The organism is Nocardia sp. NPDC020380, from assembly GCF_044386975.1.
Classification (GTDB): Bacteria; Actinomycetota; Actinomycetes; order Mycobacteriales; family Mycobacteriaceae; genus Nocardia.
Genome location: NZ_JBIRVQ010000003.1, coordinates 523,154 through 547,697, shown reverse-complemented (window position 1 = coordinate 547,697; position 24,544 = coordinate 523,154). Strand labels below are relative to the sequence as shown.

Annotated in this window: 24 protein-coding genes; 15 read left to right on the top strand and 9 right to left on the bottom strand. The window is 67.8% G+C overall.

Annotated elements, in window-relative coordinates:
- Window positions 1–2 precede the first annotated feature (2 nt).
- Genes ACH438_RS10115 through ACH438_RS10100 form a run of 4 tightly spaced genes read right to left on the bottom strand, consistent with a single transcriptional unit; the run spans window position 3 to window position 3,951 of the window.
- Window positions 3–1,022, bottom strand: coding sequence for a hypothetical protein (locus ACH438_RS10115; RefSeq protein ID WP_397003339.1), 1,020 nt, complete (start codon window positions 1,020–1,022; stop codon window positions 3–5).
- Window positions 1,023–1,052: 30 nt separating this feature from the next.
- Window positions 1,053–1,895 carry a hypothetical protein gene (locus tag ACH438_RS10110; RefSeq protein WP_397003337.1) on the bottom strand — a complete coding sequence of 281 codons (843 nt, stop codon included), beginning with the start codon at window positions 1,893–1,895 and terminating at the stop codon, window positions 1,053–1,055.
- A complete protein-coding gene (locus ACH438_RS10105) occupies window positions 1,892–2,929 on the bottom strand; it encodes a hypothetical protein (protein ID WP_397003335.1) in 1,038 nt (345 codons plus the stop codon). Before ACH438_RS10105 ends, ACH438_RS10110 begins: the two co-directional genes overlap by 4 nt.
- Window positions 2,926–3,951, bottom strand: a complete 1,026-nt coding sequence (locus ACH438_RS10100) for a hypothetical protein (RefSeq protein ID WP_397003333.1) — start codon at window positions 3,949–3,951, stop codon at window positions 2,926–2,928. Before ACH438_RS10100 ends, ACH438_RS10105 begins: the two co-directional genes overlap by 4 nt.
- Window positions 3,952–4,131: 180 nt before the next feature.
- Between ACH438_RS10100 and nadD the strand changes: the two genes are divergently transcribed.
- The 8 genes from nadD (at window position 4,132) to holA (ending at window position 11,670) form a co-directional block, all read left to right on the top strand.
- Window positions 4,132–4,776 carry a nicotinate-nucleotide adenylyltransferase gene (gene nadD, locus ACH438_RS10095; RefSeq protein ID WP_397003331.1) on the top strand — a complete coding sequence of 215 codons (645 nt, stop codon included), beginning with the start codon at window positions 4,132–4,134 and terminating at the stop codon, window positions 4,774–4,776.
- Entirely contained in the window at window positions 4,773–5,192 is a 420-nt protein-coding gene (gene rsfS / locus ACH438_RS10090; protein ID WP_397003329.1) for a ribosome silencing factor, read from the top strand. The genes nadD and rsfS overlap by 4 nt, the downstream gene beginning before the upstream one ends.
- Window positions 5,189–5,848, top strand: a complete 660-nt coding sequence (locus tag ACH438_RS10085; RefSeq protein WP_397003327.1) for a histidine phosphatase family protein — start codon at window positions 5,189–5,191, stop codon at window positions 5,846–5,848. Before rsfS ends, ACH438_RS10085 begins: the two co-directional genes overlap by 4 nt.
- On the top strand, window positions 5,838–6,632 hold the full coding sequence (gene octT / locus ACH438_RS10080) for a diglucosylglycerate octanoyltransferase (protein ID WP_397003325.1): 795 nt from the start codon (window positions 5,838–5,840) through the stop codon (window positions 6,630–6,632). The genes ACH438_RS10085 and octT overlap by 11 nt, the downstream gene beginning before the upstream one ends.
- A gap of 32 nt (window positions 6,633–6,664) precedes the next feature.
- Entirely contained in the window at window positions 6,665–7,507 is an 843-nt protein-coding gene (locus ACH438_RS10075) for a DegV family protein (RefSeq protein ID WP_397003323.1), read from the top strand.
- 116 nt (window positions 7,508–7,623) lie between these two features.
- Entirely contained in the window at window positions 7,624–8,745 is a 1,122-nt protein-coding gene (locus ACH438_RS10070) for a helix-hairpin-helix domain-containing protein (RefSeq protein ID WP_397003321.1), read from the top strand.
- A 296-nt stretch (window positions 8,746–9,041) separates the two neighbouring features.
- Window positions 9,042–10,373 (top strand): ComEC/Rec2 family competence protein, encoded by a 1,332-nt coding sequence (locus ACH438_RS10065; protein WP_397003319.1) that lies wholly within the window; start codon window positions 9,042–9,044, stop codon window positions 10,371–10,373.
- Window positions 10,374–10,698: 325 nt separating this feature from the next.
- Entirely contained in the window at window positions 10,699–11,670 is a 972-nt protein-coding gene (gene holA / locus ACH438_RS10060) for a DNA polymerase III subunit delta (protein ID WP_397003317.1), read from the top strand.
- A gap of 22 nt (window positions 11,671–11,692) precedes the next feature.
- On the opposite strand, the gene ACH438_RS10055 is transcribed toward holA, so the two are convergent.
- On the bottom strand, window positions 11,693–12,673 hold the full coding sequence (locus tag ACH438_RS10055) for a zinc-binding alcohol dehydrogenase family protein (protein ID WP_397003315.1): 981 nt from the start codon (window positions 12,671–12,673) through the stop codon (window positions 11,693–11,695).
- Between the two features lie 103 nt (window positions 12,674–12,776).
- On the opposite strand from ACH438_RS10055, the gene ACH438_RS10050 reads away from it, so the two are divergent.
- The gene (locus ACH438_RS10050; RefSeq protein ID WP_397003313.1) at window positions 12,777–13,376 is read left to right on the top strand and encodes a TetR/AcrR family transcriptional regulator; all 600 of its coding nucleotides are present in this window, start codon (window positions 12,777–12,779) and stop codon (window positions 13,374–13,376) included.
- Window positions 13,377–13,422: 46 nt separating this feature from the next.
- Here the strand turns inward: ACH438_RS10050 and ACH438_RS10045 are convergent, their stop codons facing one another.
- Complete coding sequence (locus ACH438_RS10045; protein WP_397003311.1) at window positions 13,423–14,169, bottom strand: LGFP repeat-containing protein; 747 nt, start codon at window positions 14,167–14,169, stop codon at window positions 13,423–13,425.
- 299 nt (window positions 14,170–14,468) lie between these two features.
- Window positions 14,469–14,732, bottom strand: coding sequence for a 30S ribosomal protein S20 (gene rpsT / locus ACH438_RS10040; RefSeq protein WP_397003309.1), 264 nt, complete (start codon window positions 14,730–14,732; stop codon window positions 14,469–14,471).
- 241 nt (window positions 14,733–14,973) lie between these two features.
- On the opposite strand from rpsT, the gene ACH438_RS10035 reads away from it, so the two are divergent.
- From ACH438_RS10035 to ACH438_RS10020, 4 genes are all read left to right on the top strand, one after another.
- Window positions 14,974–16,653 carry a circularly permuted type 2 ATP-grasp protein gene (locus ACH438_RS10035; protein WP_397003307.1) on the top strand — a complete coding sequence of 560 codons (1,680 nt, stop codon included), beginning with the start codon at window positions 14,974–14,976 and terminating at the stop codon, window positions 16,651–16,653.
- Between the two features lie 66 nt (window positions 16,654–16,719).
- On the top strand, window positions 16,720–17,685 hold the full coding sequence (locus ACH438_RS10030; protein WP_397003305.1) for an alpha-E domain-containing protein: 966 nt from the start codon (window positions 16,720–16,722) through the stop codon (window positions 17,683–17,685).
- Window positions 17,682–18,524, top strand: a complete 843-nt coding sequence (locus tag ACH438_RS10025; RefSeq protein WP_397003303.1) for a transglutaminase domain-containing protein — start codon at window positions 17,682–17,684, stop codon at window positions 18,522–18,524. Before ACH438_RS10030 ends, ACH438_RS10025 begins: the two co-directional genes overlap by 4 nt.
- Window positions 18,525–18,602: 78 nt before the next feature.
- A complete protein-coding gene (locus tag ACH438_RS10020) occupies window positions 18,603–19,382 on the top strand; it encodes an aquaporin (RefSeq protein ID WP_397003301.1) in 780 nt (259 codons plus the stop codon).
- Window positions 19,383–19,389: 7 nt separating this feature from the next.
- Here ACH438_RS10020 and ACH438_RS10015 read toward each other — a convergent pair whose 3' ends face one another.
- Complete coding sequence (locus ACH438_RS10015) at window positions 19,390–19,971, bottom strand: type II toxin-antitoxin system PemK/MazF family toxin (protein ID WP_397003299.1); 582 nt, start codon at window positions 19,969–19,971, stop codon at window positions 19,390–19,392.
- Between the two features lie 56 nt (window positions 19,972–20,027).
- Window positions 20,028–20,696, bottom strand: coding sequence for a TetR/AcrR family transcriptional regulator (locus ACH438_RS10010; protein ID WP_397003736.1), 669 nt, complete (start codon window positions 20,694–20,696; stop codon window positions 20,028–20,030).
- Window positions 20,697–20,797: 101 nt separating this feature from the next.
- Between ACH438_RS10010 and ACH438_RS10005 the strand changes: the two genes are divergently transcribed.
- Together ACH438_RS10005 and lepA are read left to right on the top strand one after the other, a co-directional pair.
- Window positions 20,798–22,234, top strand: a complete 1,437-nt coding sequence (locus ACH438_RS10005; protein WP_397003297.1) for an MFS transporter — start codon at window positions 20,798–20,800, stop codon at window positions 22,232–22,234.
- Between the two features lie 111 nt (window positions 22,235–22,345).
- Window positions 22,346–24,184, top strand: coding sequence for a translation elongation factor 4 (lepA, locus tag ACH438_RS10000; protein WP_397003294.1), 1,839 nt, complete (start codon window positions 22,346–22,348; stop codon window positions 24,182–24,184).
- The last annotated feature ends 360 nt before the right edge of the window (window positions 24,185–24,544 follow it).

The following is a 24,544-nucleotide window of genomic DNA, read 5'->3' as shown; positions in this document are numbered from 1 at the left end:
ACCTACTTCTCCGGCCCGAGCTCGACCACCTGGCCCGGATGGGCAAGCGAGGCAACGGTGATCCGGCCACCCTTGGCCTGATCGATGATCTGCCCCTGCCAAGCCACGAAGCAGGAAGCCGCCTCGCTGTTGTAGACCTTGTCCAGCACCGGTGCGATCGCCTTCGCGAAATCGCCTTCGGCGGCGATCAACTGACCCCGGTACGGGCCGTAGTAGGGCAGGATCGCCTCCAGTACAACGGCTTCCACGCCCTGCACCTGCGTGATGATCGGATCGATCAGCGGCTGATTCGCCGTGATCACCGGAGCGATCTGCGCCAGCACCGGACCCACCAACTGCAGGATCGGCTGATACACCGAACCCAAGGCGAAGGCCTCCGACGAGAACGGTCCTGCCAACGGCGCCAGCCCGATCAACGAAGCGAGACCACCCTGCTCCTTCGGCGCCGGCCACCCGAGCGGGCATGCGGGCTGCGTATTCACGGTCTGGGCAGCGAAAGGACTACTCGGCCCGATCGGCACCGAACTATCCGGCCCCGCACCCGGACTCAGTGGAGTGGTGCTCGCGGGACCGCCACCCTGACCCAAGGGGACCGAGCCGGCGGGCGCACCCCCACCGCCGATCGGAACAGAGCTGGCAGGCGCGCCCGCACCACCGAGCGGTACCGCGCCGGCCGGCACACCGGCGCCGCCGAGCGGCACGGCGTTACCCGGCGCAGGCGCGCCCGCGATAGGAGCGGCACTCTGCGGGCCGGCGGCATTCGGAGCCGGTGCGCCCGCCGCGGGACCGCCCGAGGCCAGGGGAGCGCCGTCCGGAACCGGCCCCGGTGCGACGGTAACCCGGCCCGGCGTGGAAGCGGCTGCGGTAGTGGGTTGTTCAGCGGCGACAACGGTCGAAACCCGTTCGTCGGCGCGTACGGTCAGCGTCGTCGCGGCGGCCGCGCTACCGACCACCGTGAGTGCGGCAATCGCGCGGATGGCGGCGACCAGGGCAGGACGCCTGGTCGGTTCGGCGATGGTCATCGGTCTCGACTCCTGGTCATGTGCTTGCGGCTATTTCTGTGGCGCCGACGTAGGCGCGCTGTTCGCGGGGGCGGCGGCGGAGGGCTCGAAAGTGCCTTCCAGATGCCAGACGCCGGTGAAGCTGTTGAAGGGGCCGCCGACGATCAGGCTGGTCCACTCCAAGGTGAAGGCCTTGGTCTTCGGGTCGTAGGTGCCGGTGGCGGAAGGGCCCTGGGCGGCATCGGATTTGGGGCGGTCGAACCATTGGTGGCCTACCCAGTCCCAGATCTTCTGGACCTGTTCGGAGCCGGCTACCTGGGGGCCCTGCTTCTCGGGAGGCTTGGGGGCGCCCTGGTTGAATTCCTGGTCGTTCCAGGAGGCGGCCCAGGAGGAGAGGTCGGCGGTCAGTTTGCCGTTGTTGTTGGTGACGGTGGGGGGTGGGACATCGCGTTGGGTCTGGGGATCGACCGGGTTGGTGGAGATGCCGAACTCGACGGCGAAGAACTTGGTGGGCTCGGTGATCGAATCCGAGAGGGAATTGCCGTGGTCGAAGCCGGGTTTGGGCTCGCTCTGGTAGCCGCCCACGCGGAGACCACCTGCCGTACCGGGGGAGAGGAGGGTGGTGGAACCGCCCTGGGCGGGGGAGTCGCCGTTGGGCATGTAGGGGCCGTTGTCGGGGGTGCCGCCGGGTTGGACCATGCGGAACCAGGTGCCGTGCACCGTGTTTCCGTCGGCCGTGCCGGGCGTGAAACGGAGCAGGCCCACCAGCTGCTCGGGGCCGGTCGATGCCTTGTCCGAGGAGCTGCTGCCGCAACCGGTGGCGAACACCGCGGCGGTCGCGAGCACTGCCGCCATCGCGATCCCACGCAGTGCGAGCTGAGGTCGTCGAGTCATTCCGGGGCTCCTGCGGTGGAATCTCTGCGGCCGGAGCCGGTTCGGGACAGCCGGGGACCGGCGACGGCCAGCGCCAGGATCAGCACGCCGGGCACGAGATAGCCCCAGGCGAGGCCGCGGAAGGCGGTGAAGCCGAGCGAGCGGGTCGAATCGTTCAGTGCGACCACGGCATCGAAGTTGCCGACGTTGTCGTTCATCGCACCCACCAGCGCGGCGAAACGGGAGGTCATCGGCTGCCAGCCCGCCTCCAGCGCGGTGATGCCGGTCAGGTCCGCATTCGGATGAGCGGCCTGCACCGCGGCGACGTAGCGGCTGTTCAACTCGCCGTCGGCGGCCACCAGGGTGACGAAATAGCCTTGTAGCTTGTGCACTTCGGTCATGGTGAGGATCGGCCGGAAGCCGTGGATGAGCGGCTGCGCGGCGGGTGCGGCCGGAAACAGGCCGCCCGCGATCGGCACCACGATCAGGCCCAGGCCTGCCAATGCGGCCAGTGAGCGCCAGAAGACGCCACGTCTACCCGCCGCGGCGGCGCGGAAGCCGAAGACGCCCGCGGCGATCAGTACTACACCCGGCAAGGCCAGCAGCCACGGCAGCGAACCGAAAGGCGCGGTGCCGGAAAGCTTTCCGTAATTCCCGCGATTGGCGTCGATCGTGTTCAGCATGGACGACATGTCCGCGTGGATTCCGGGATAGTCCCGGACGAAGGTTTCCACCCGCGGAAAGTCACCGGGCTGCTGCGACGCCGCCTGCAAGGCAAGGACATTCGTCCGGGCCTTGTCCAGCACCTGCAGATCGTCGCGGTAGCCGTCGATGCTCTGCTGCGTCATATAGGGATGAAAGGCGTCGATCATGGCCTCGCCCTTGACCGCGCGCGGGAACATGCCCGACGCCAGCGGCGCGAGGACCAGCAGCGCGCCGATCACCGCCAGCACGGCGAACGGCCATCGCGCCGCCACCCGCTCCGGCGCCCGCTCGACGTGCGAGACGAATTCGGAGTAGGCGGGCAGTTCCGAGAACGCGGGCACGGTCGTCATCGCCGAATCCGGACCAGGCGTCCGGCGGTGAAGAAGACAGCGGTACCGGCCACGGCGACGATCAGCAGGACCGGCACCAGCCACGAATTGGGCTGACCGCGCGGGATATCCACCGTCTTGGTCGTCAATGCCGGATCGGCCTGAACGGTCTGCGGGGCAGCGCCACCCGGATTCGGCGCACCCGCCGGAGCCGAAGCAGGCGCCGCCGCCGGAGTCTGAGGTGCGGCCGGGGCCTGCGGTGCGGCCGGAGCTTGCGGTGCGGCCGGAGCCTGGGGCGCAACGGATTCGCGGGCGGGTGCAACCGGCGGGGCGGCGATCGGCGCTGCCGCGGGCGCGGCCTGCGGCACCGTTCCCTGATAGTGCCCGGCCAGACGCCACAGTCCCGTGAAGTTGTTGAACGGCCCGCCGACGATCTGACTCGTCCACTCGATGACGAAATTGCCCGCCTGATCGATGCTTCCGCTGATCGGGCTGGTCTTGCCCGGCAGCCCGCCGCCCGGCTTCGGCGAACCCTGGTTGAACACTTGGTTGTTCCAGGTGACCCCGAGACTGCTCAGATCGCCGGACAGCCGGCCGCCGTCACTGAACAAGCGCGGCAACGCGGTTCCGCCGCCGGTCTGCGGATCGGTCGGATTGGTGGCCGTGGCGAAATCGACGCCGTAGAACCGCACCGGCGTGGTGACCCTGCCCGACTGCGCGTTCCCCGCGCCGTCGAACGCCGCCGCGGGCTGCGGCTGATAACTCCCGGAGACGAGCCCGCCGTCCGTGCCCGCCGACAAGGGCGTCACCGTCTGATCGCTGCAGCGCGAATCGCTGTTCTGCAGATATGGTCCGCCCGCATCCCCGGTGGGCAGGATCATCCGGAAGAAACTCCCGGTCACCACTCCATTCGCGCACACCCCCGGCGTGAGCGCGAACAACCCGTCCAAAGCCGCGGGCGCCGCATGCGCGCCGGGCGCCGACAGCACCGACACGCCGACCGCGGCAAGGGCCGCAGCAAACCGATACGAATTCCGTGACATGACGTGTTCCCTCGAGTGATCAGGTGCGATGGACTCCAGAAGTGGGGGCAGCACACACATGGCAACTCGAGTCCCGGGGAAAGTCGCGGGTTGCGGTCACGCTGATCCGAACCCGAGAAAAACTGCGGCCCCACGGCCGCTGCTCCGGCCCCGCAATAGCCCCCGGTAAGCTCGCTTTTCGTGCAAACGAACGGGCGCCGCAAGCTAGGCGTGATGGGCGGCACCTTCGACCCCATCCACCACGGACACCTGGTGGCGGCCAGCGAGGTCGCCAACCGATTCGACCTGGATGAGGTCATTTTCGTGCCGACAGGTCAGCCGTGGCAGAAATCCGACCGGCATATCAGTCCCGCCGAGGACCGATATCTGATGACCGTCATCGCGACCGCGTCGAATCCGCGGTTCTCGGTGAGCCGCACCGACGTCGACCGCGGCAAGGAGACCTACACCGTAGACACTCTCCGTGACCTGGCCGAACTCCATCCCGACGCCGATCTGTACTTCATCACCGGAGCCGATGCGCTGGCCAGCATCCTCACCTGGCACGATTGGTCGGAACTGTTCGAACTGGCGAAGTTCGTCGGAGTGAGTCGTCCGGGGTACGAATTGAATATCGACCACCTGGCCGACCATCTCCGCGACTACCCCGCCGACACCGTCACCATGATCGAGATTCCGGCCCTGGCCATCTCGTCCAGCGACTGCCGGCGACGCGCAGGCGAGGGACGGCCGGTGTGGTACCTCGTCCCCGACGGGGTCGTGCAATACATATCTAAACGGCACCTGTATGTGCCGGGAGGCAACGGGAAGGTAGAAGCAGGGTGAGCGCATCCGCCGAAGCACTGAAGATGGCATCGGTCGCCGCACTGGCGGCCGACGAGAAACTGGCTTCCGATGTGGTCGTCCTCGACGTCTCCGAGCAGTTGGTGATCACCGACTGCTTCGTCATCGCATCCGCGCCGAACGAGCGGCAGGTCAACGCCATCGTTGACAATATCGAGGAGAAGCTGCGCGAGGCCGGGCACAAGCCGGTGCGTCGCGAGGGCACCCGCGAAGGCCGCTGGGCGCTGCTCGACTACGTCGAGATCGTCATCCACATCCAGCACAACGATGAGCGCGACTTCTACGGTCTGGAACGACTGTGGAAGGACTGTCCACAGGTGCCGATCGACGGCATCGGTGATCCGCGCACCAATGTGGCCGCGACGGCCGGAGACGACGAGGCCGGGGACGACGAGTGAGCAAGCACGCCGGCGTCCGGCGGTTGATTCTGCTGCGGCACGGTCAAACCGAATGGAACGCCACCGATCGCATGCAGGGCCAGATCGACACCGAACTCAGCGAAGTGGGCAAGCGGCAGGCCAAGGACTGCGCCCGCGAAATGGCGTCCGGTGAGCTCCTGACCATCGTGTCCTCCGACCTCAAGCGCGCACACGACACCGCGCTCGCCGTCGCCGAACACGCCGCACTGCCGGTACTCACCGACCCCCGCCTCCGGGAAACCGACCTGGGCGAGTGGGAAGGCATGAACCACACCGAAGTCGACGCGCTCTACCCCGGCGCCCGCAAGGCCTGGCGGCTCGACGCCACCTTCAGCCCGCCCGGCGGCGAGAACAAGCTCCAGGTCGGCGCCCGCGCGCTACCCGTGGTGCAGGAACTCTTCGCCGAACGGGAGGACTGGCCCGGCCGCACCGTCATGCTGGTCGCGCACGGCGGGCTCATCGCGGCGCTGACCGCGGCACTGCTCGAACTGCCCGCCGCGAACTGGCCGGTCCTCGGCGGACTCGCCAATACCAGCTGGGTGCAGCTCACCAGCCACGGTCCGGGCCCCGACCAGCCCGGGTGGCGTCTCGACGTGTGGAACGCGCTCGCGAAGGTCGCCCCCGATGTCCTCTGAAGGTCCCTCCGGAGCAGCGCAGGCGCCGGCAGCCGAAGCGCGCGAGGGTGATTCGGGACAGCGGAAGACGCTGCTGGTGATCGCGGATTCGCTGTCCTACTTCGGGCCCAAGGGCGGGCTGTCCGCGGACCATCCGCGGATCTGGCCGAACCTGGTTGCGGCCGAACTGGATTGGGATGTCGAACTGGTCGCCCGGATCGGGTGGACCTGCCGGGACGCCTACTGGGCCTTGATCGGGGACCCGCGAGTGTGGGCGGCCGTACCGCGCGCGGGCGCAGTGGTTTTCGCGACCGGCGGCATGGATTCGCTGCCGTCGCCGCTGCCCACCGCGCTGCGTGAGCTGATCCGGTACGTGCGGCCGCCGATGCTGCGCCGCCGGGTGCGGGACGCGTACGGCTGGCTGCAGCCGCGGCTGTCGCCGCTCGGCTGGCCGGTGGCCTTGCCGCCGCATGTCAGCGTCGACTACCTGGAACAGTCGCGGAACTCGCTGGCGCAGTTACGGCCCGAACTGCCGATCGTGGGTGTGCTGCCGTCCGTGCACAAGTGCGACGCGTACGCGAGCGTGCACAGCGGACGCGAACCCATGGTCGCGGCCGTCCGGAAATGGGCCGGCGAGCACGATGTGCCGCTGGTGGATCTCGGGGAAGCGGTGCGCGACAACGTCTTCAACGGGCCCGCCAACCCCGACGGCATCCACTGGGGCTGGGAAGGGCACACCGCCGTCGCCCGCGCCATGGTGAAGGTGCTGTCCGAGGCGACCGCGCACGAGGTACCCACTGCATGAAGGCCTGCCCACGCGGAGAGGGCCGCTGACCGATGACCGTGGTGGTTGTCACCGACTCATCGGCGAGCCTGCCCGCCGACCTCACCGGCGAACTCGGTGTCCTCTCCGTACCCCTGCACGTCCTGGTCGACGACCGCGAAATCCGGGAAGGCCTGGACGACTGCGATATCGACTACGGGGCCTCGACCGTCACCACCTCCGCCGCATCGCCGGGTGACCTGCGCGACGTCTACGAGAAGGCGCTCGAACTCAGCAATGGGGACGGGGTGGTGGCAGTGCATATCTCGCGGCAGTTGTCCGGGACCTGGGAGGCCGGGCGGCAGGCCGTGCGCGATATGGACGCGGGGGACCGGGTGCGGTTGGTCGACTCGCTCAGCGCCGGACTGGGTACGGGGCTGCCGGTGCTGGCTGCCGCGCGCCGGGCACGGCAGGGCGGGTCGCTGGACATCGTTTACGACGCCGCTGTGGCCGCTGCCGGGCGGGGACGTGCGTTCATCGTGGTGAACCGCACCGAACAGTTGCGACGCGGTGGTCGATTGAGTAGTGCCGCTGCGTTTTTCGGTACCGAACTGGTCACCAAGCCGATCCTGCAGATCGTGGACGGGCGGCTGGAACTGCGGGAAAAGGCCCGCACGCGGTCGAAGGCGTTCACGAAACTCGTTGCGGCGGCCGTGGATGCGGCCGGTGAGGACGGGGCGGCGGTCGCGGTGCAGCATCTCGGCGCGGCCGAGGCGGCCGAGACCATTGCCGGGCAGCTGCGCGATCTCATTCCGGGGATTCGCGAGCTGATCGTCGCCGAGTTCGGGCCGACGCTCGCAGTACATCTCGGCATGGGGGCCGTCGGCGCTCTCGTGGTTCCCGGCGGATGCGGCTGACCTGCTGATGTAGTACCGGAATCCGGTTGTCCACAACCGATTCCGGTATCCACAGGCTCGGCGAAACCCCAGGTCGCGCCGAAGTCCGAATCGCGGATTCGCCCTACCGTGGCCCCATGCCACGAATCGACGAAAGCACCCAGGTACGCCGGCGGCTCGACGCACTCACCGGTCCGGAACCACCCGCCGACTCCGAACGCACCCACCCGGCGCGCTGGGACGAGGAAGCCATCGCAGCGGCGTCGCACGACGCCCACGACTCGGCCGAATCATCCACGCCCCCATGGCTCTCCGAACCGTGCGGCAGCGTCTCCTTCTGGCACGACCGCCTGGTGCCCGAGCGCTTCCGCGGCACCCGCTGGGATCCCGGCCCGCGCGGCGCCCTGATCATCGCCGCCATCGGCGTGGTCGCGGTCCTGCTGGCCGGTTACGTCTCCCTGCGTGAAGAGCCTGTGTCCCAACCGGTTCCGCCCATCGCCGTCGCCGGTGAAACCATCCCCGCCGACCCGCCACCGGCCGACGGTACAGCAGACTCGAACCCCGATGCGCTGAAGGGCGCTCCACCGGCCGCCCGGGACGCTGCGGGGACCCACAATCCCCAGCCGGTCGACGCACCCAACGCACCTCTGCCGAGTCGAAACCCCGTAGGCGCCAACGTGCCCGGTGCCGCCTCACCTGGTACGACCACCGCGCCCGGCGCCGGTGCTCCCCTCGGTGGCGCTACCGCACCCGGTGGAGCGGCCCAGCCCGGATCCGCCGTGGTGGTGGTCAGCGTGGTCGGCTACGTCGAGCACGGCGGCCTCCGCCGCTTCGCCCCGGGCGCCCGCGTGGCCGACGCCCTGCGCGCCGCGGCCCCACGCCCGGAGGCCGACCTCTCGGGCCTCAACCTCGCCCAGCAACTCTGCGACGGCGACCAGATCGTCATAGCCCGCACCACAACCCGCCCCAATCCCCAGCAACAAGGCAGCACGGTCGTGAATGCGGCCCGCCCCACCGCCGCCGATCCAGCCGTCCCCACAACCTCCGCCCGCCCGACGACTCCACCTGCCAAGGTCAATCTCAACACCGCCACCGAAGCCGAACTCGACTCCCTCCCCGGCGTGGGCCCTTCCACCGCCCGCGCCATCCTCGCCTGGCGTACCCGCCACGGCCGCTTCACCTCCATAGACCAACTCTCCGAAATAGAGGGCATAGGCCACTCCCGCCTCGCCCGCCTCCGCCCGGCGGTGACGTTGTGAACTCGGACGAGGACGAACGCGAAACGGCGGCCGACACCGAGGCCGAAAGCGAAGCCGCCGAAGTCCTGGATGCTCGATTGGTGCCGGCAACGGCTTGCTGCTGGGGCGCAACGCTTGTGGCGCTGCTGTGGGGCTGGCGGGCAGGAGTGGGCCTCGCGATCGGATGCGCGGCAATCGGAATCGGATTGCTGGTGCTCATGTTTCGGTCGGCGCGATCTGGTGGGGAAGCCAGAGGGGGCGGCGATCGGGACGGGCACCCTCGCAACGAGTGTATGGAGCGTGGTGGTCGTCAGCGGGTGGGATGGGTTCTGGTGGGGGCGTTGGTGATCGGGGCGGGGTTCGCCGGAGCGGGGGCTTGGCATGGGCATCGAGTGGAGGCGCATCCGCTGCGCGCGGTGCGGAGTGGGCAGCGGCTGGTCGCGGTGGTCGTGGGGACGGATGATCCGAAGGCGGTGGCGGGCAAGCCGTTCGGCGGGCCGAAGGTCATGATGCGGGCGCAGTTGGTGGAATATCAGCTGGGTGGGAGGACCGTGCAGGCCGGGGGAGCGGTGGTGGTGCTGGCCCCGGCTGCCGCGTGGCGGGCGGTATTGCCCGGGCAGCGGGTCGAATTCCGCGGGAAGGTGAGCCCGCCGTGGCGGCCGGATCTGACCGTGGCGGTGCTCCGGGCGGAGGGCGCGCCGATCGCGATCGACCCGGCGCCGTGGTGGCAGCGGGTGGCGGGACGGGTGCGGAGAGACTTCGCGGAAGCCGCGCAGCGCACACTGCCCGCGGATTCGGCAGGGTTGTTGCCCGGGTTGGTCATCGGTGACACGTCCCATCTGACCGAGCACGTCCAGAAGAACTTCGAAGAATCGGACCTGACCCACCTCACCGCCGTGAGTGGTGCGAACGTCACGATTCTCCTTGGCGTCGTGCTGGTTTCGATGCGAGCCCTCACCGTGGACCCGCGCTTCGGCGCAGCCGCAGCAGCCCTCGCACTGGTGATGTTCGTGATCCTCGCACGCCCCTCACCGAGCGTGCTGCGAGCGGCGGTGATGGGTGCGGTGGCACTACTCGGCATGTGCACCGGCCGGCGAAAACAAGCACTACCCGCGTTGTGCACAGCGGTTATCGGATTGCTGGCCTGGTCACCGAATCTGGCCGTGGACGCGGGCTTCGCGCTCTCGGTGCTCGCCACCGCGGGCCTGATCGTGATCGCTCCCGATTGGTCGGAGTGGCTGATCATGCACGGCTGGTGGCGAATTCCGGCGGAAGCGTTCGCAGTCGCCGCCGCAGCCTTCGTGGTCACCACCCCGCTCGTGATCGCCATGAGCGGTCACCTCAGCCTGGTCGCAATCCTGGTGAACATGCTCGTGGAACCCGTGATCGCCCCGATCACGGTGCTGGGCGCGGCAGTCGCCATCTTCGCCTGCCTCTGGTCCCCGGCGGCCACCCTCGTCCTGCACTGCACCACACCCCCGATGTGGTGGCTGCTCACCGTCTCCGACCGCGCCGGCGCCCTCGGCGCCTCCATCACCCTCCCCACCGGAACCCGCTCCGGCCTCATCGCCGCAGTCCTCTGCACCCTCGTCCTGTTTGCCCTACGCCCTGCACGCCGCCCACCTGTCGGCGAGACGCCGGATGGATGATCGCTCGATCAGTCGGGCAGGAGCTGGGTTACGAGGCCGAGGGTCCAGGCGGAGTCAGGGGGTAGTTGGTGAAGACGGCCCGGTAGTAGAGGGGCGCGAGGATGGCGTCGGTGGTGCGTTCCAGGGTCGGGGGGGCCCGCCGCGGGTTCGGTCGCGTTCGAGGATGGCTTCGAGTTGACGTTCGCGTTCGCCGCCAAGGAACTGGCAGCAGCGGGCATCGATCTCCTCGACGTCACCTCGGGTCTGGTTGAACTCGGCAGCCCCGGTCCACCTGCCGGGCGACCGGGGTGCCGGGGTTGTCGGAGGGGGCTCGTAGGATCGGGGCGTGAGCCAACGACCCGCGCCCCTGCATCTCGTGCTCGGTGATGAGGAATTGCTTGTCGAGAGGGCGGTGGGGGAGATCGCCGCGCAGGCTCGAGCGGCTACCAATGAACCGGATTCGATGCCGGTGGATCGGATGCGGGCGGGGGACGCCAGTACGGCTGAGCTGGCTGAATTATTGAGTCCTTCGTTGTTCGCCGAGGATCGGGTGATCGTGCTCGAGTCGGCGGCCGAGGCCGGGAAGGACGCGGTTTCGGTTATTCAGGATGCCGCGGCTTCACCGCCCGAAGGGGTGGTGCTGGTGATCCTGCACTCCGGCGGTGGACGGGCGAAGGCGCTCGCGCCCGCATTGCAGAAGCTCGGGGCGGTGGTGCACAACTGCGCGAAGCTCGCCAAGGCGGGGGAGCGGGTCGAGTTCGTGCGCAATGAGTTCCGGGCCGCCAATGTGCGGGTGTCGCCGGATGTGGTGCAGGCCCTCATCGAGGCGGTCGGCTCCGATCTGCGGGAATTGGCCGCGGCCAGTTCACAATTGGCGGCCGATACCGGTGGCAAGGTGGATGTGGCCGCGGTGCGGCAGTACTACTCGGGGCGGGCCGAGGTCACCGGGTTCGATGTGGCCGATCTCGCCGTGTCCGGGGATCGGCCCGCCGCCATGGAGGCGCTGCGCTGGGCCACCGATCGCGGTGTGCCCGCCGTCCTGCTCGCTGACGCATTGGCGGATTCCGTGCACACCATTGCCCGGGTCGGCTCCGCCGGGCGCGGGGATCCGTTCAAGCTCGCCGGTGATCTCGGGATGCCGCCCTGGAAGGTGAAGAAGGCCCAGGGGCAGGTCCGCGGGTGGACGCCCGCCACCATCGGCGAGGCGCTGCAGGTCGTCGCCGCCCTCAATGCCGATGTGAAGGGGCAGGCGGCCGATACCAATTACGCCCTCGAACACGCGCTGGCGCGCATCCTGGACCTCCGCGAATCCGCCTGAGCGATACGGCCGCCCGGCACGGTCACGGCGCGAGAACGAGTTTTCCTGTGACGGTGCGGTTTTCGAGGCGGCGGTGTGCCTCGGCGGCATCGGCAAGGGGCAGGATCTCCTCGATCAGCGGGGTGAGCAGGCCCGCGGCCGCCAGGTCGAAGGCCTCGGTCCGGGCGGCGGCCACGCGCTCGGCCCAGCCGGTGAGCCCGCCGCAGCCGACCACGGTCAAGCCGCGGGGCAGCAGATCCAGGGGCGTGTAGTCCGGGGCGCCGTTCAGCAGGCCGTACAGCAGAATTCGTCCGGTGCCCGGCGTCAGCGTGTCCAGCAATGCGGTACCCGGTCCGCCGAGGGATTCGAAGACCAGATCCAGCCGCTCCGCACCGAGCGCCGCACGCACCTGCTCCGGCCACGCCGGATCGGTGTGGTCGACCACCACATCCGCGCCCAGCGCCTTCGCCCGATCCCGTTTGGCGGAAGTGCCCGCCGTGGCCACGATCCGGTGGACGCCGCGATCCCGGACCAACTGGGTCAGGTACGCGCCGATACCACTGCCCGCGACCTCGATCAGCACATTCTCGGCCCCGGTCAGCCCGGCGGTGTGGAACAGGGCCAGCGCGACCGCGCCCTGCACGCCGAGCGCCAGCGCATCCGGTCCCGGGAGCTCCCCGGGAATGGGCGTGAGCGTCGCGACCGGAGCGGTGCAGTACTCCGCGTAGGTCCCGCTGCCGAATTGCCCACCGCCGCCGTATATTACGAACACGCGCTGCCCGATCAGACTCGCATCGACCCCGTCGCCGACAGCGGTCACCACACCCACCGCCTCGAACCCGAACGTGGCCGGCGGCCCGCTGGGCATCGGGAACACGCCCGCTCGCATGAGCGTCTCGTGAAAGCTCACACCGACCGCTTCGGTGCGGACGAGTACCTGACCCGCACCGGCCTCGGGAATTGGAATCTCTTGCAGCCGAAGCACTTCGGGTCCGCCGGGTTCGTGCAGAACGATTGCCTTCATATCCACGTCTCTTCTCCGTGAGCAGCTATCTGAACCAGTGGTTCATTTAATGAACGCTACTATATGAACCACTGGTTCAGATGTCTAGAGAGAAGAGCAGATCGTGGCCGAACCGCGCCGGGTGCGCGCCGATGCCGAGCGGAACCGCCACGCCATCCTGGCCGCGACCGAAAAGCTGTTGCGCGGAAGCGATCCCGGACAGGTGACCATCGAACGCGTCGCGGAGGTTGCCGGAGTCGGCAAGGCGACCGTGTTCCACCGCTTCGGGAATCGCATGGGCCTGATGCAGGCTGTCATGCAACAGCGCGCCACCGCACTACAGGAGGCAATGGTCTCCGGGCCGCCGCCGCTGGGCCCGGGCGCACCGGCGCGGGAGCGGTTCATCGCCTTCCTGGACGCGGTCACCGACCTCGTCACGCAGAACGCGGGCCTGATGACCGCACACGATCACGCCGTCGCGGTACGCAAGAACACTTCCGGTGAGCGGCAGGAGAATTCGGTCTACCAGACCTGGCACGCACACGTCGCCGAGCTCATCGAGGAAGCCCGCCCGGAACTGGACGGCGCACTATTGGCGCACATCATTCTCGGCGGCATGCACACCGAACCGGTGGCCCAGCTCATTCGCGACGGTGAATTCGAGCGCCTGCGCACGAGCCTGCGCGATCTGGCGACCGCGCTGCTCGGCACGACAGGCGAATAACCGGGGCTGCCGGCACGTACACCGCGAACAGCCCTGGGATTCGGTGTTACTGGGTCGAAGGCGACCAGGTGATCTTGCCGCCCTGGAAGTCCTGGGCCTTGCCGCCCTTGTAGTCGTATTCGTCGCCGGTCGGGTAGCCGTAACGGCCGTTCTCGCCGCCCGCGCGAACCCAGTCGTCGCGAATCGCGCCCCACACGATGTGGGTGCCGGTGCTCTGCGAGGAGTAGATGGCGCCGCCCTCGAACATCTGGTTCACCGTGCTGGAACCCTTGCTCTGATCGGCGATCGGGAAGCCCAGCGGGCTGCTCTCCCAGCCGGCCGCGGCGTACTTGTCGCGGATCGGGCCGGACACCACGTGCGTGCCCGCGCCGAGCGACCAGTAGATGGAACCACCCTGGAAGTGCTGGAAGCGACCGGGTTTCGAGGTCTCGCCCTCATCGGTGACCGCGTACTTCAGCGAGCCGGCCTCGGAGCCGGTGGTGCGCCACTTGTCGCGGATCGAACCGCCGATGGCGTGCGCGTCGGTGGCCGCGGTCCAGTAGATGGACACATTGTTGGTGAAGTCCTGCTTGCGTCCGCCGCCCGCGGCGTCCACCTCGGGGCCCACCGGGTCGCCGAAGAAGCCGGGACCGCCCGCGCGGTCGTACTCCACCTCGATCTGCCCGCCCACATCGAACGGCCCGATCGGCCGGGCGTCGGCCATTCCGGCACCGGTGGCCAGCATGAGCGCGGACGCGCTCGCGGCGAGCACTCCACGGCCGACAGAGGACAGATTTCTACGACGCGATGCCAAGACAACTCCCAACGCAGGTGACTCTCCGATTACCCCGACGTTCGCAGCCATCCTGCTGCGAACGTCGCGCGGAGGCAAGTTGGCGGTAAGAGCTGGGCGTGACAGCTGATTTCGCAAGATGCGGGTAACTCACCGGGTACGTCCAAAATGGGTTCGGCACCCGACCGCCGGTCCGCATGCAGTGCGTTCTACGGCACCCGGCCGTGCGCTAAAGTCCCGGAGAGGCGGCGGAGCCGCCGCGGTCATCGTGGCCACGGCGGCTGTTCGAAGCATTACTTCCGGTTTGTATACCGGGGTGATCAGCCGAGCTTGTTGAAGGCCAGCGACAGCGCCGACTTCTTGTTGGCGGCCTGGTTGGAGTGGATGACACCCTTCGAGGCAGCCTTGTCCAGGCTCTTGCTAGCGGTCTGCAGCAGCTCGAGCGCCTTGTCCTTCTCGCCCGCGGCAGCGGCCTCACGGAACTTGCGGATCGAGGTGCGCAGCGCGGACTTCACCGACTGATTGCGCTGGCGCGCAGCCTCGTTGGTGCGGATCCGCTTCATCTGGGACTTGATATTGGCCACGCCGGTTCCTCTGGTTCCTTCGTTTGACGGGATGCAGGATGCAAAAGTCTTCGGGAGCGCACTACAACAGGCCTCGTAACCATGAAAACAGGCTGACGAGCCGACATAGGGCCGCACCGACGATCGAGGTTACCAGGCGACACAGGGACGTATGAAATCGGGCCCGTTCGCTACGTGGCTGAAACCAGAAATTTATCGTCGTCCGACTGCGTGTTGCCCCTGCGTGACGGACGATTTTTGCATGACTCCCGCTGCCGCCGCGCCGAGTCCTTCGAGGGCATTGAATACGGTCGCACACGCTTCGTCCACGCACCCACCGGCGGGAGTCGCGCGCGAGAAACACGAGAGAACCGGCGTCTTCGCCGGCTACCGGCCCGGCCGCTACGACCGGGCATACGACGAGATGTTCGACACGTCCGGCCGCATCCGGGCGCCCTACCGGGGCATCTTCAATGCCCTGGCCGTGATCGACGCCGAGGAACTGGCCGCCCGCGCCGAAGCATTGGCACGGGCCTTCGTGGACCAGGGCATCACCTTCTCCCTCTCCGGACAGGAGCGGCCCTTCCCGCTCGACCTGGTACCGCGAGTGATAGCCGCCACGGAATGGACCAAACTCGAACGCGGCATCAAACAGCGGGTGCGGGCCCTCGAAGCCTTCCTCGCCGACGTGTACGGGGAACAGACCATCCTGCGCGACGGGGTGATCCCGAAACGACTCGTCACCTCCTGCGCGCATTTCCATCGCGAAGCGGCAGGGCTGGTGCCGCCCAACGGTGTTCGCATCCACGTCGCCGGGATAGATCTGATCCGCGACGAGCACGGCGATTTCCGTGTGCTGGAAGACAATCTGCGCTCCCCGTCCGGCGTCTCCTATGTGATGGAGAACCGCCGCACCATGGCGCGCGTGTTCCCCGACCTGTTCGCCTCGCACCGGGTGCGGGCCGTCGGCGACTATCCGAGCAACCTGCTGCGCGCGCTACGCGCCGCCGCCGCACCCAATGAAGCCGACCCGACCGTGGTCGTGCTCACCCCCGGCGTCTACAACTCCGCCTACTTCGAGCATTCGCTGCTGGCCCGGCAGATGGGCGTGGAACTCGTCGAGGGCCGGGACCTGTTCTGCCGCGACAATGTCGTCTACATGCGCACCACCGCGGGGGAACGGCAGGTGGACGTCATCTACCGGCGCATCGACGACACCTTCCTGGATCCCATGCAGTTCCGGCCGGATTCGATGCTCGGCGTCGCCGGCATCCTGAACGCGGCCCGCGCGGGCAGCGTGGTGCTGGCCAATGCGGTCGGCAACGGCGTCGGCGACGACAAACTCGTCTACACCTATGTGCCCGCGTTCATCGAGTACTACCTGGGCGAGAAACCGATTCTGCCCAATGTGGATTCGTACCGTTGCTGGGAACCCGAGGAACGCGACGAGGTGCTCGACCGTGTCGGCGAACTCGTGGTGAAACCGGTCGAGGGGTCCGGCGGCTATGGGATCGTCATCGGCCCCGACGCGAGTGCCAAAGAGCTGGAAGCGATCCGGCGCAAGGTGAAGGCGAATCCGCGCGGGTGGATCGGGCAGCCGGTGGTCCAGTTGTCCACTGTGCCCAGCAAGATCGACAACCGGCTCGCGCCCCGGCACGTGGACCTACGCCCCTTCGCCGTCAACGATGGCGACGACATCTGGGTATTACCCGGCGGATTGACCCGGGTGGCGCTGCCCGCCGATTCCTTGGTCGTCAATTCCAGTCAGGGCGGCGGCAGCAAGGACACCTGGGTACTGGCGCCCAGAACCTCCGGCGCGGAACGCGAATTGGCGGGGGAGCAGCTGGTCAGCGAAATGCACATCGCACCCGAACGCGACCAGTCGCGGGAGGTCGCGCCCGCACACGGCAGCCAGCAGCAACAGCAACAACAACAGGCCTGAGTAACAGGTCGTATTTCGAAACAGCAATGGCGCTGGGCAGGTGACTACTTTTAGGCGGGACCAATCATGCTGGCGCGCAATGCCGAATCCCTGTACTGGATCGGGCGCTATGTGGAGCGCGCCGAATATACGGCGCGCATTCTCGACGTCGCGGTGCATCAACTACTCGAGGACGCCACCGTCGACCCCGACAAAACCTCACGAGTACTGCTACGGGTACTCGGAATAGAAACGCCCGCACAGGAATTGGACGTCTGGTCGGTGACCGAACTGGTGGCCTTCGGCCGCGACGGCGGCTCCATCGTCGACTCCGTCGCCCGCGCCCGCGAAAATGCCCGCGGCGCACGCGAAGTCACCTCCACCGAAATGTGGGAATGCCTGAACGCCACCTTCAACGGCCTGGCCGCCGCCGAACGCGCCGCCCGCGCGCTCGGACCGCACGAATTCTGCCACTACATCACCGACCGGGCCGCCATGTTCGCCGGACTCTCCGACTCCACGCTCAGCCGCGACGACGGCTATCGATTCCTGCTGCTCGGCAGATCCATCGAACGCGTGGACATGACTGTGCGGCTGTTGCTTTCACGAGCGGGTGATCGCACCTCCTCACCCGCGTGGGTGACGGTGCTGCGCTCGGCCGGCGCGCACGATCCCTACCTGCGCACGCACCGCGGCGTACTCGACGCCAATCAGATCGCCGACTTCATCCTGCTGGACCGGCTCTTCCCGCGCTCGGTCTTCCACTCCCTGCGCGTCGCCGAAACCTGTCTGCAGGAACTGGATCAGCGGCCCAACAGCCGCTTCGCCGCCCGGCAGGAAGCCCACCGGCTGCTCGGCCGGGCCCGCAGCGAACTCGAATTCCTCCCCTCGACCGAACTGCTCGAGGACCTGCCCAGCAGACTGCTGTGGCTCCAGCAGACCTGCCGCGAAGTCGGGGAAGCGGTGGCGCTGCAGTACTTCCACGCCGAATCCTGGGTGGCCTGGACCGGGCTGCACGGCCGCAACAACTCGATGGTGGAGGAGCCCGCATGAGCTGGCGGATGCGGGTGGTACACACCACCGGATACGTGTACGACGCACCGGTCACCCGGTCGTTCAACGAGGCGCGGCTCACCCCGCGCGCCGACAGCCGGCAGAACGTCATCCTGAACCGGGTCGAGACCGTGCCCTCCACCCGCTCCTACCGGTACACCGACTACTGGGGCACCAGCGTCACCGCCTTCGACCTGCACGCCCCGCACACCGAACTGGAGGTCACCAGCGCCTCCGTGGTGGAAACCGAGCCCTTCGCCGGCCCCGCCGAAGAACTCTCCTGGGAACAACTGCGCCACGCCGAGATCGGCGACCGCTTCGACGAACTGCTCACCCCCACCGGATACGTGCCCCGCGAACGCCGCCTCGCCCCCATCGCCCGGCAGCTCTCCCGCGGCGTCCCGCCCGCCAAAGCCGTTGTGCGCGGCGCGGAATGGGTGCACCGGGAAATGAACTACCTGGCCGGCACCACCTCCGTGCACACCTCCGCCGTCGAGGCCTTCGCCGAACGACAAGGCGTCTGCCAGGACTTCGCGCACCTCACCCTGCTGCTGTTGCGCACCATGGGGATTCCCAGCCGCTACGTCTCCGGCTACCTGCACCCCGACCCCGCCGCCGAGGTCGGCGACACCGTCGCCGGGCAGATGCACGCCTGGGTCGAAGCCTGGACCGGGCAGTGGTGGGGCTACGACCCGACCAACAACATTCCCGTCACCGAGCAACACGTGTCCGTCGGCGTCGGACGTGATTACGCGGATGTACCGCCCCTCAAAGGTATCTTCAGCGGTAGCGGCTCGACCGATCTCGAGGTGACGGTGGAGATCACTCGACTCGCGTGAGACGTGCTTTCGCATGCGTGATTCAGCAGAACTACAGGTGTTTTCCGCTCCCGAGCGGGACGATCCGGAAGGTGGCTGATGTCTCCCACAGTGCAGGAAATCGTCGAGGAACTAGCGGAGAACGAACAGATCTCCCTGGGCAGGAAGCTGTTCGCGGAGGCGCTCGGCACCTTCGTACTGGTGCTCGGCGGTGTCGGCACCGCGGTCCTCGCCGGTGAACGGGTCGGCGCGCTGGGCATCGCCCTCGCCTTCGGATTCACCCTGATGTTCCTGGTCTACGCCATCGGGCCGATCTCCGGCTGCCACGTGAACCCCGCAGTCACGGTGGGACAACTGCTGCTGGGCCGGATCACGGCCCTCACCGCGGTCAGTTACTGGATCGCGCAACTGCTGGGCGGATTCGCGGCGGGCGCGGTCATCTACGCCGTCGCCAAGAACCTGCCCTCCTATGACCGGGCCGCCAACGGGCTCGCCGCCAACGGCTGGGGCGCGCACAGTCCCTCGGCCACCGCGCTCGGTGATGTCACCACCGACGGTTACGGGCTCGCCGCGGCCATCACCGTCGAGGTGCTGCTGACCGCGCTGCTGGTGTTCGTGGTGCTCGCCTCCACCGACCGGCTCTCCGACGTGCCGCTGGCGGGACTGTCGATCGGCATCACGCTCGCTGTCATCCACCTGATCTCGATTCCGGTGGACAACACCTCGGTGAACCCGGCGCGCAGCCTCGCGGTCGCGCCGTATCAGGACGGCGCGATGGCGCAGGTGTGGGTGTTCATCGTCTTCCCGCTGGTCGGCGGCGTACTCGGCGCACTGGTGTACGGCGTGCTGTTCGGGCGTTCCCGGAACGTGCTCAGCTGAAAGACGTTCAGTACCAGTGGTATTCGGCGCACAGGCGGTGCGCGACCCGATCGAAGAGCTTGCGCTCCAGGATCGCGCCCTCCCGCCGGATACCCATCTCGGGCACATCCAGCACCCGATCCAGCCGCACCCAGCTGGGCCGATCCGCGTGATCCCATGGGCCGGAACCGATACCGACCCAGTTCGGGTGGTGCGCGTGCTCCTCGTTCGACGAGAGCATCAGCCCGAGCAGGGTCTTGCCCTCCCTGCCCACCACCAGCACCGGACGATCCTTGCCGTTACCCGGATCCTCCTCGTAAGGCACCCAGGTCCAGACGATTTCCCCCGGATCGGCGCGCCCGTCCAGCTGCGGGCAGTACACGATCTGCCGCGCCCGCTCCCGCGACGGCACCGCGGTCGACGCGGTCGGCCGGACCGTCACCCCCGGACCCGGCTTCGGCGCCGAGACCGCGCGCACGGCCCGATCCCACAACGCCGACGCCCGCACCCGCCCGAACAGTTTGGGCGCCTGCTGCTTCGCGATCTGTGAACTCTGTTCTTTAGCCACGTTCCCCAACTGCTTCCCCAAGGCGTTCCACCTGCCGGCCATGACCGGCAGCCTAACGGCGGATGTCCGCTTTCTCATCCGGGCCGGATACGGGCAGCTCAGCCGGGTTGTACGGGGCGGGGGAGGGCGGCGATGGCGGAGACGAAGAAGTCGAGGCCGAAGTTGTAGTGGCGGTCGGGGTCGCAGGCGGTGAGGTAGCCGGCGGCTTCGACTACGCGGGGATAGCGTTGCTGCGGAAGGGTTTCCAGGCGCAGGCGCTTGCGGCGGATCATCTCGGTGACTTCCTCGGGGGACTGCTGCGGGGTCGCGGCGCCGGGCTCGCCGAGGACCAGGGCGATGCTGGCGCGGAGGGCGTTGCCGCAGATGGCGGCGGCGCGTTCGGTGTCGAAGCCGTACTCGGTGAGGATCTCCAGCGCGGTCTCGGTGGCGTCGAGGAAGCCGGGGTTCGGTTCGTGATCGCTGGGGATCTCCAGCAGCGGGACCAGGGCGCGGTGCGCGCGCAGCACGGTCACCAATGATTCGACCAGGGCGCGGAATTGGTCCAGGAGCGGCAGCGAGCGGTCGCGGGTGGTGTCGATCTGTCCCCAGAGGCGGTCGAGGACGCCGTTGAGCAGTTCGTCCTTGTTCTTGAAATGCCAGTAGAGCGCCATCGGGGTGACGCCCAGTTGCTGTGCCAGGCGCCGGATGGTGAGCGCCTCGAGGCCCTCGGCGTCGGCGAGGGCGAGCGCGCTGTCGGCCACCGTCTCCCGGCTGAGCCGGTTCTCCATTTTCGCCACTTGACAAATATACAACGTACAGGCTTTCGTGTACCACGTACATGTACAACGTACTGGAACGTCGTACAAGCACTGCGTATAGGAGTCGCACGGTGCCAACACTGCCTCGCCGCTGGTGGGCCCTCATCGGGGTTTCCCTGGCCACCTTCATGACATTTCTCGACAACAACGTGGTGAACGTCGCGCTGCCGTCCATCCAGCGCCACCTCGGCCTGTCCATCTCCGGCCTGGAATGGGTGGTGAGCAGCTACATCCTGGTTTTCGCCGGGCTCATGCTGGCCGGCGGACGACTCGCCGACCTCTTCGGACGCCGGCGCATGTTCCTCGGCGGGCTCGGCGTCTTCACCCTCGCGTCACTGCTGGCCGGACTCGCCGACAGCCAGACCATGCTCATCGCGGCCCGCGTCCTGCAGGGCGTCGGCGCGGCCGCGGCCATCCCGCCGACGCTGGCCATCATTTCCGGGCTGTTCCCCGACGACGCCGAACGCACCAAGGCCGTCGGTGTCTGGAGTGCCATCGGCGCGCTGGCGCTGGCGCTCGGGCCGTTCACCGGCGGCGTTATCAGCCAGCATGTGGACTGGGGGTGGATCTTCCTGATCAACGTGCCCTTCGGGCTCGTCACCATGGCCATCACCGCCCTCACGCTCGACGAGACCCGGGAAAGGGAACGCCGCCGCCTCGACCTGCCGGGCCTGGTGACCTCGACCGTCGCGCTGTTCGCCGTCACCTACGCGCTCATCGAAGGCCATGATCGCGGCTGGACCTCGACCCTGATCCTCGGCTGCTTCGCCCTCGCCGCCGTCGCCCTCGCGGCCTTCGTCATCGTCGAAATGCGCACCGCCGACCCGATGGTGGACATGTCCATGTTCCGGAACCGGATCTTCAGCGGCGGCGTCGTCACCATGATGCTGTGGGGCTTCGGCGTCATGGGCATCTACTTCTTCACCGCCATGTACATGCAGAACGTGCTCGGCTTCTCACCGACCGCGGCCGGCGCGGCCTTCATTCCGATGGCCGTCAGCATGGTGGTGATCTCCCCGATCGCACCCCTCGCGGACCGGCGGCTCGGCACCAATATCACCGTCGCGATCGGCGTCGCCGGCATCGTCGGCGCGCTGCTGGGCATCGCCATGATCGGCGAGCACGGGCACATCATCGACCTGATGCCGCCGTTCATCCTGTTCGGACTGGGATCCGGCCTGGTCATGACCCCGCTGAACGCGGCCATCATGGACCGGATGCCACCGGCCATCGCGGGCGCGGCCGGCGCGGTCGTCAATGCCGCGCGGGAGATCTCGGCGCTGCTCGGCATCACCATCGTCGGTGCGATCCTCACCACCCGCTCGGCCTCCGCCGCCCAGCACGGCGCCGCGCCCTTGCACGCCTTCCTCGACGGGTATCGGCTGGCGATCATCGTCGCCGGCATCATCGTGGCCGTGGGGATACCGCTCGCCCTGGTCACCCTGCGAGGCGGCCGCGCCGCAGCGGCCGCGACCACCGCCCCCGAACCCGTCCCGGCCACGGTCTGACCGCGCGGTCCACCGCACCCGCCGCAGCGGGTGCGGTGGACCGATGCGCGGGCCGGTGCGTCCGTCATGGGACGATGGTCGGCAGTTCATCGACCATTGTGAGGGAGTGGAGTGCCCAGCTTCGCCGATACGACGTTCACCGATCCGCAAAAGATCAGGAACTTCTGCATCATCGCGCATATCGACCACGGGAAATCGACCCTGGCCGACCGCATGCTGCAACTCACCGGGGTGGTCGAGGAGCGGGCGATGCGTGCGCAGTACCTCGACCGGATGGATATCGAGCGCGAGCGCGGCATCACCATCAAGGCCCAGAACGTGCGGCTGCCCTGGCAGGTCGACGGTGTCGACTACGTCCTGCACCTGATCGACACGCCCGGACACGTCGACTTCACCTACGAAGTGTCACGTGCGCTGGAAGCGTGTGAAGGCGCGGTCCTGCTGGTCGACGCCGCACAGGGCATCGAGGCGCAGACGCTCGCCAATCTCTATCTGGCCATGGAACGGGATCTGACCATCATTCCCGTCCTCAACAAGATCGACCTGCCGGCCGCCGACCCGGACCGCTACGCCGCCGAGATCGCCCACATCATCGGGTGCGAACCCGATGACGTGCTGCGGGTCTCCGGTAAGACCGGCGTCGGCGTGCCCGAACTGCTGGACAAGGTCATCGCCGAGGTGCCGGCGCCGGTCGGCAAGCCCGACGCCCCCGCGCGCGCCCTCATCTTCGACTCGGTCTACGACACCTACCGCGGCGTCGTCACCTACGTGCGAGTGGTGGACGGCAAGCTCACCCCGCGCCAGAAGATCAAGATGATGTCCACCGGCGCGACCCACGAACTGCTGGAGATCGGCATCGTCTCGCCCGAACCCAAGCCCACCCAGGGGCTGGGCGTCGGTGAGGTGGGTTACCTCATCACCGGTGTGAAGGATGTGCGGCAGTCGAAGGTCGGTGACACCGTCACCACCATGCGCGACGGGGCGACCGAGGCGCTGACCGGATACCGCGAGCCGCGGCCCATGGTCTACTCCGGCCTCTACCCACTCGACGGATCCGACTACCCGGATCTGCGTGACGCACTGGACAAGCTGCAGCTCAACGATGCCGCGCTGACCTACGTGCCGGAGACCTCCGTGGCCCTCGGCTTCGGATTCCGTTGCGGCTTCCTGGGATTGCTGCACATGGAGATCACTCGTGAACGGCTGCAACGGGAATTCGGGCTGGAGCTGATCTCCACCGCGCCCAACGTGATCTACCGCGTGGTCCTGGAGGACGGCTCCGAGCAGGTAGTGACCAACCCCTCGTACTGGCCCGAGGGCAAGGTGCGCGAGATCTACGAGCCGATCACCAAGTGCACCGTCATCGCGCCGAGCGAATTCATCGGCACCATCATGGAATTGTGCCAATCGCGGCGCGGTGAACTGCTCGGCATGGATTACCTGTCCGAGACCCGCGTGGAGATGCGGTACACGCTGCCCATGGCGGAGATCATCTTCGACTTCTTCGACGCGCTGAAGTCGCGGACCCGCGGGTACGCCTCGCTCGATTACGAGGAGACCGGCGAACAGCAGGCCGCGCTGGTCAAGGTGGACATTCTGCTGCAGGGCGAGGCGGTGGACGCGTTCTCGGCCATCATGCACAAGGACGCCGCCCAGGGCTACGGGCACAAGATGACCACCAAGCTGCGCGAGCTCATCCCGCGGCAGCAGTTCGAGGTGCCGATCCAGGCCGCCATCGGCTCGAAGGTCATTGCGCGCGAGAACATTCGGGCGATCCGCAAGGACGTGCTCGCCAAGTGCTACGGCGGTGACATCAGCCGTAAGCGCAAGCTGCTCGAGAAGCAGAAGGAAGGCAAGAAGCGGATGAAGACGATCGGCCGCGTCGAGGTGCCGCAGGAAGCCTTCGTGGCGGCGCTCTCCTCCGACGCCCCCGCCGACAAGAAGAAGTAGCTCCCACTCTCGGGACTCTCGTGCCCCGCTGCCTGTACGGCAGCGGGGCACGGCTGTTGATGGGGGTGGGTGCCCGCCGTGTCAGGGCTAGCTAGCTGGCACGGCTGTTGATAGAGGGATGCCCCGCTGCCTCAGGGCAGCGGGGCATCGCTGTTGATCGTCCCGTTGCCGGGGCGGGTGGGGTGGTGGGGCGTGATTGGCACTTGACGTTTTCGAGACATTCGGAAAGAGTCTGTCGATCGGCGAGACCGGTCGGACTGCATGAAAACCTGGGTTGGCTGAGCAGGGGAAAAATGGGGCTTCCGTCCGGATATGCAGGCTGTCAAGCTATGTCTCTCACCACTGCGCACACCGCCACCT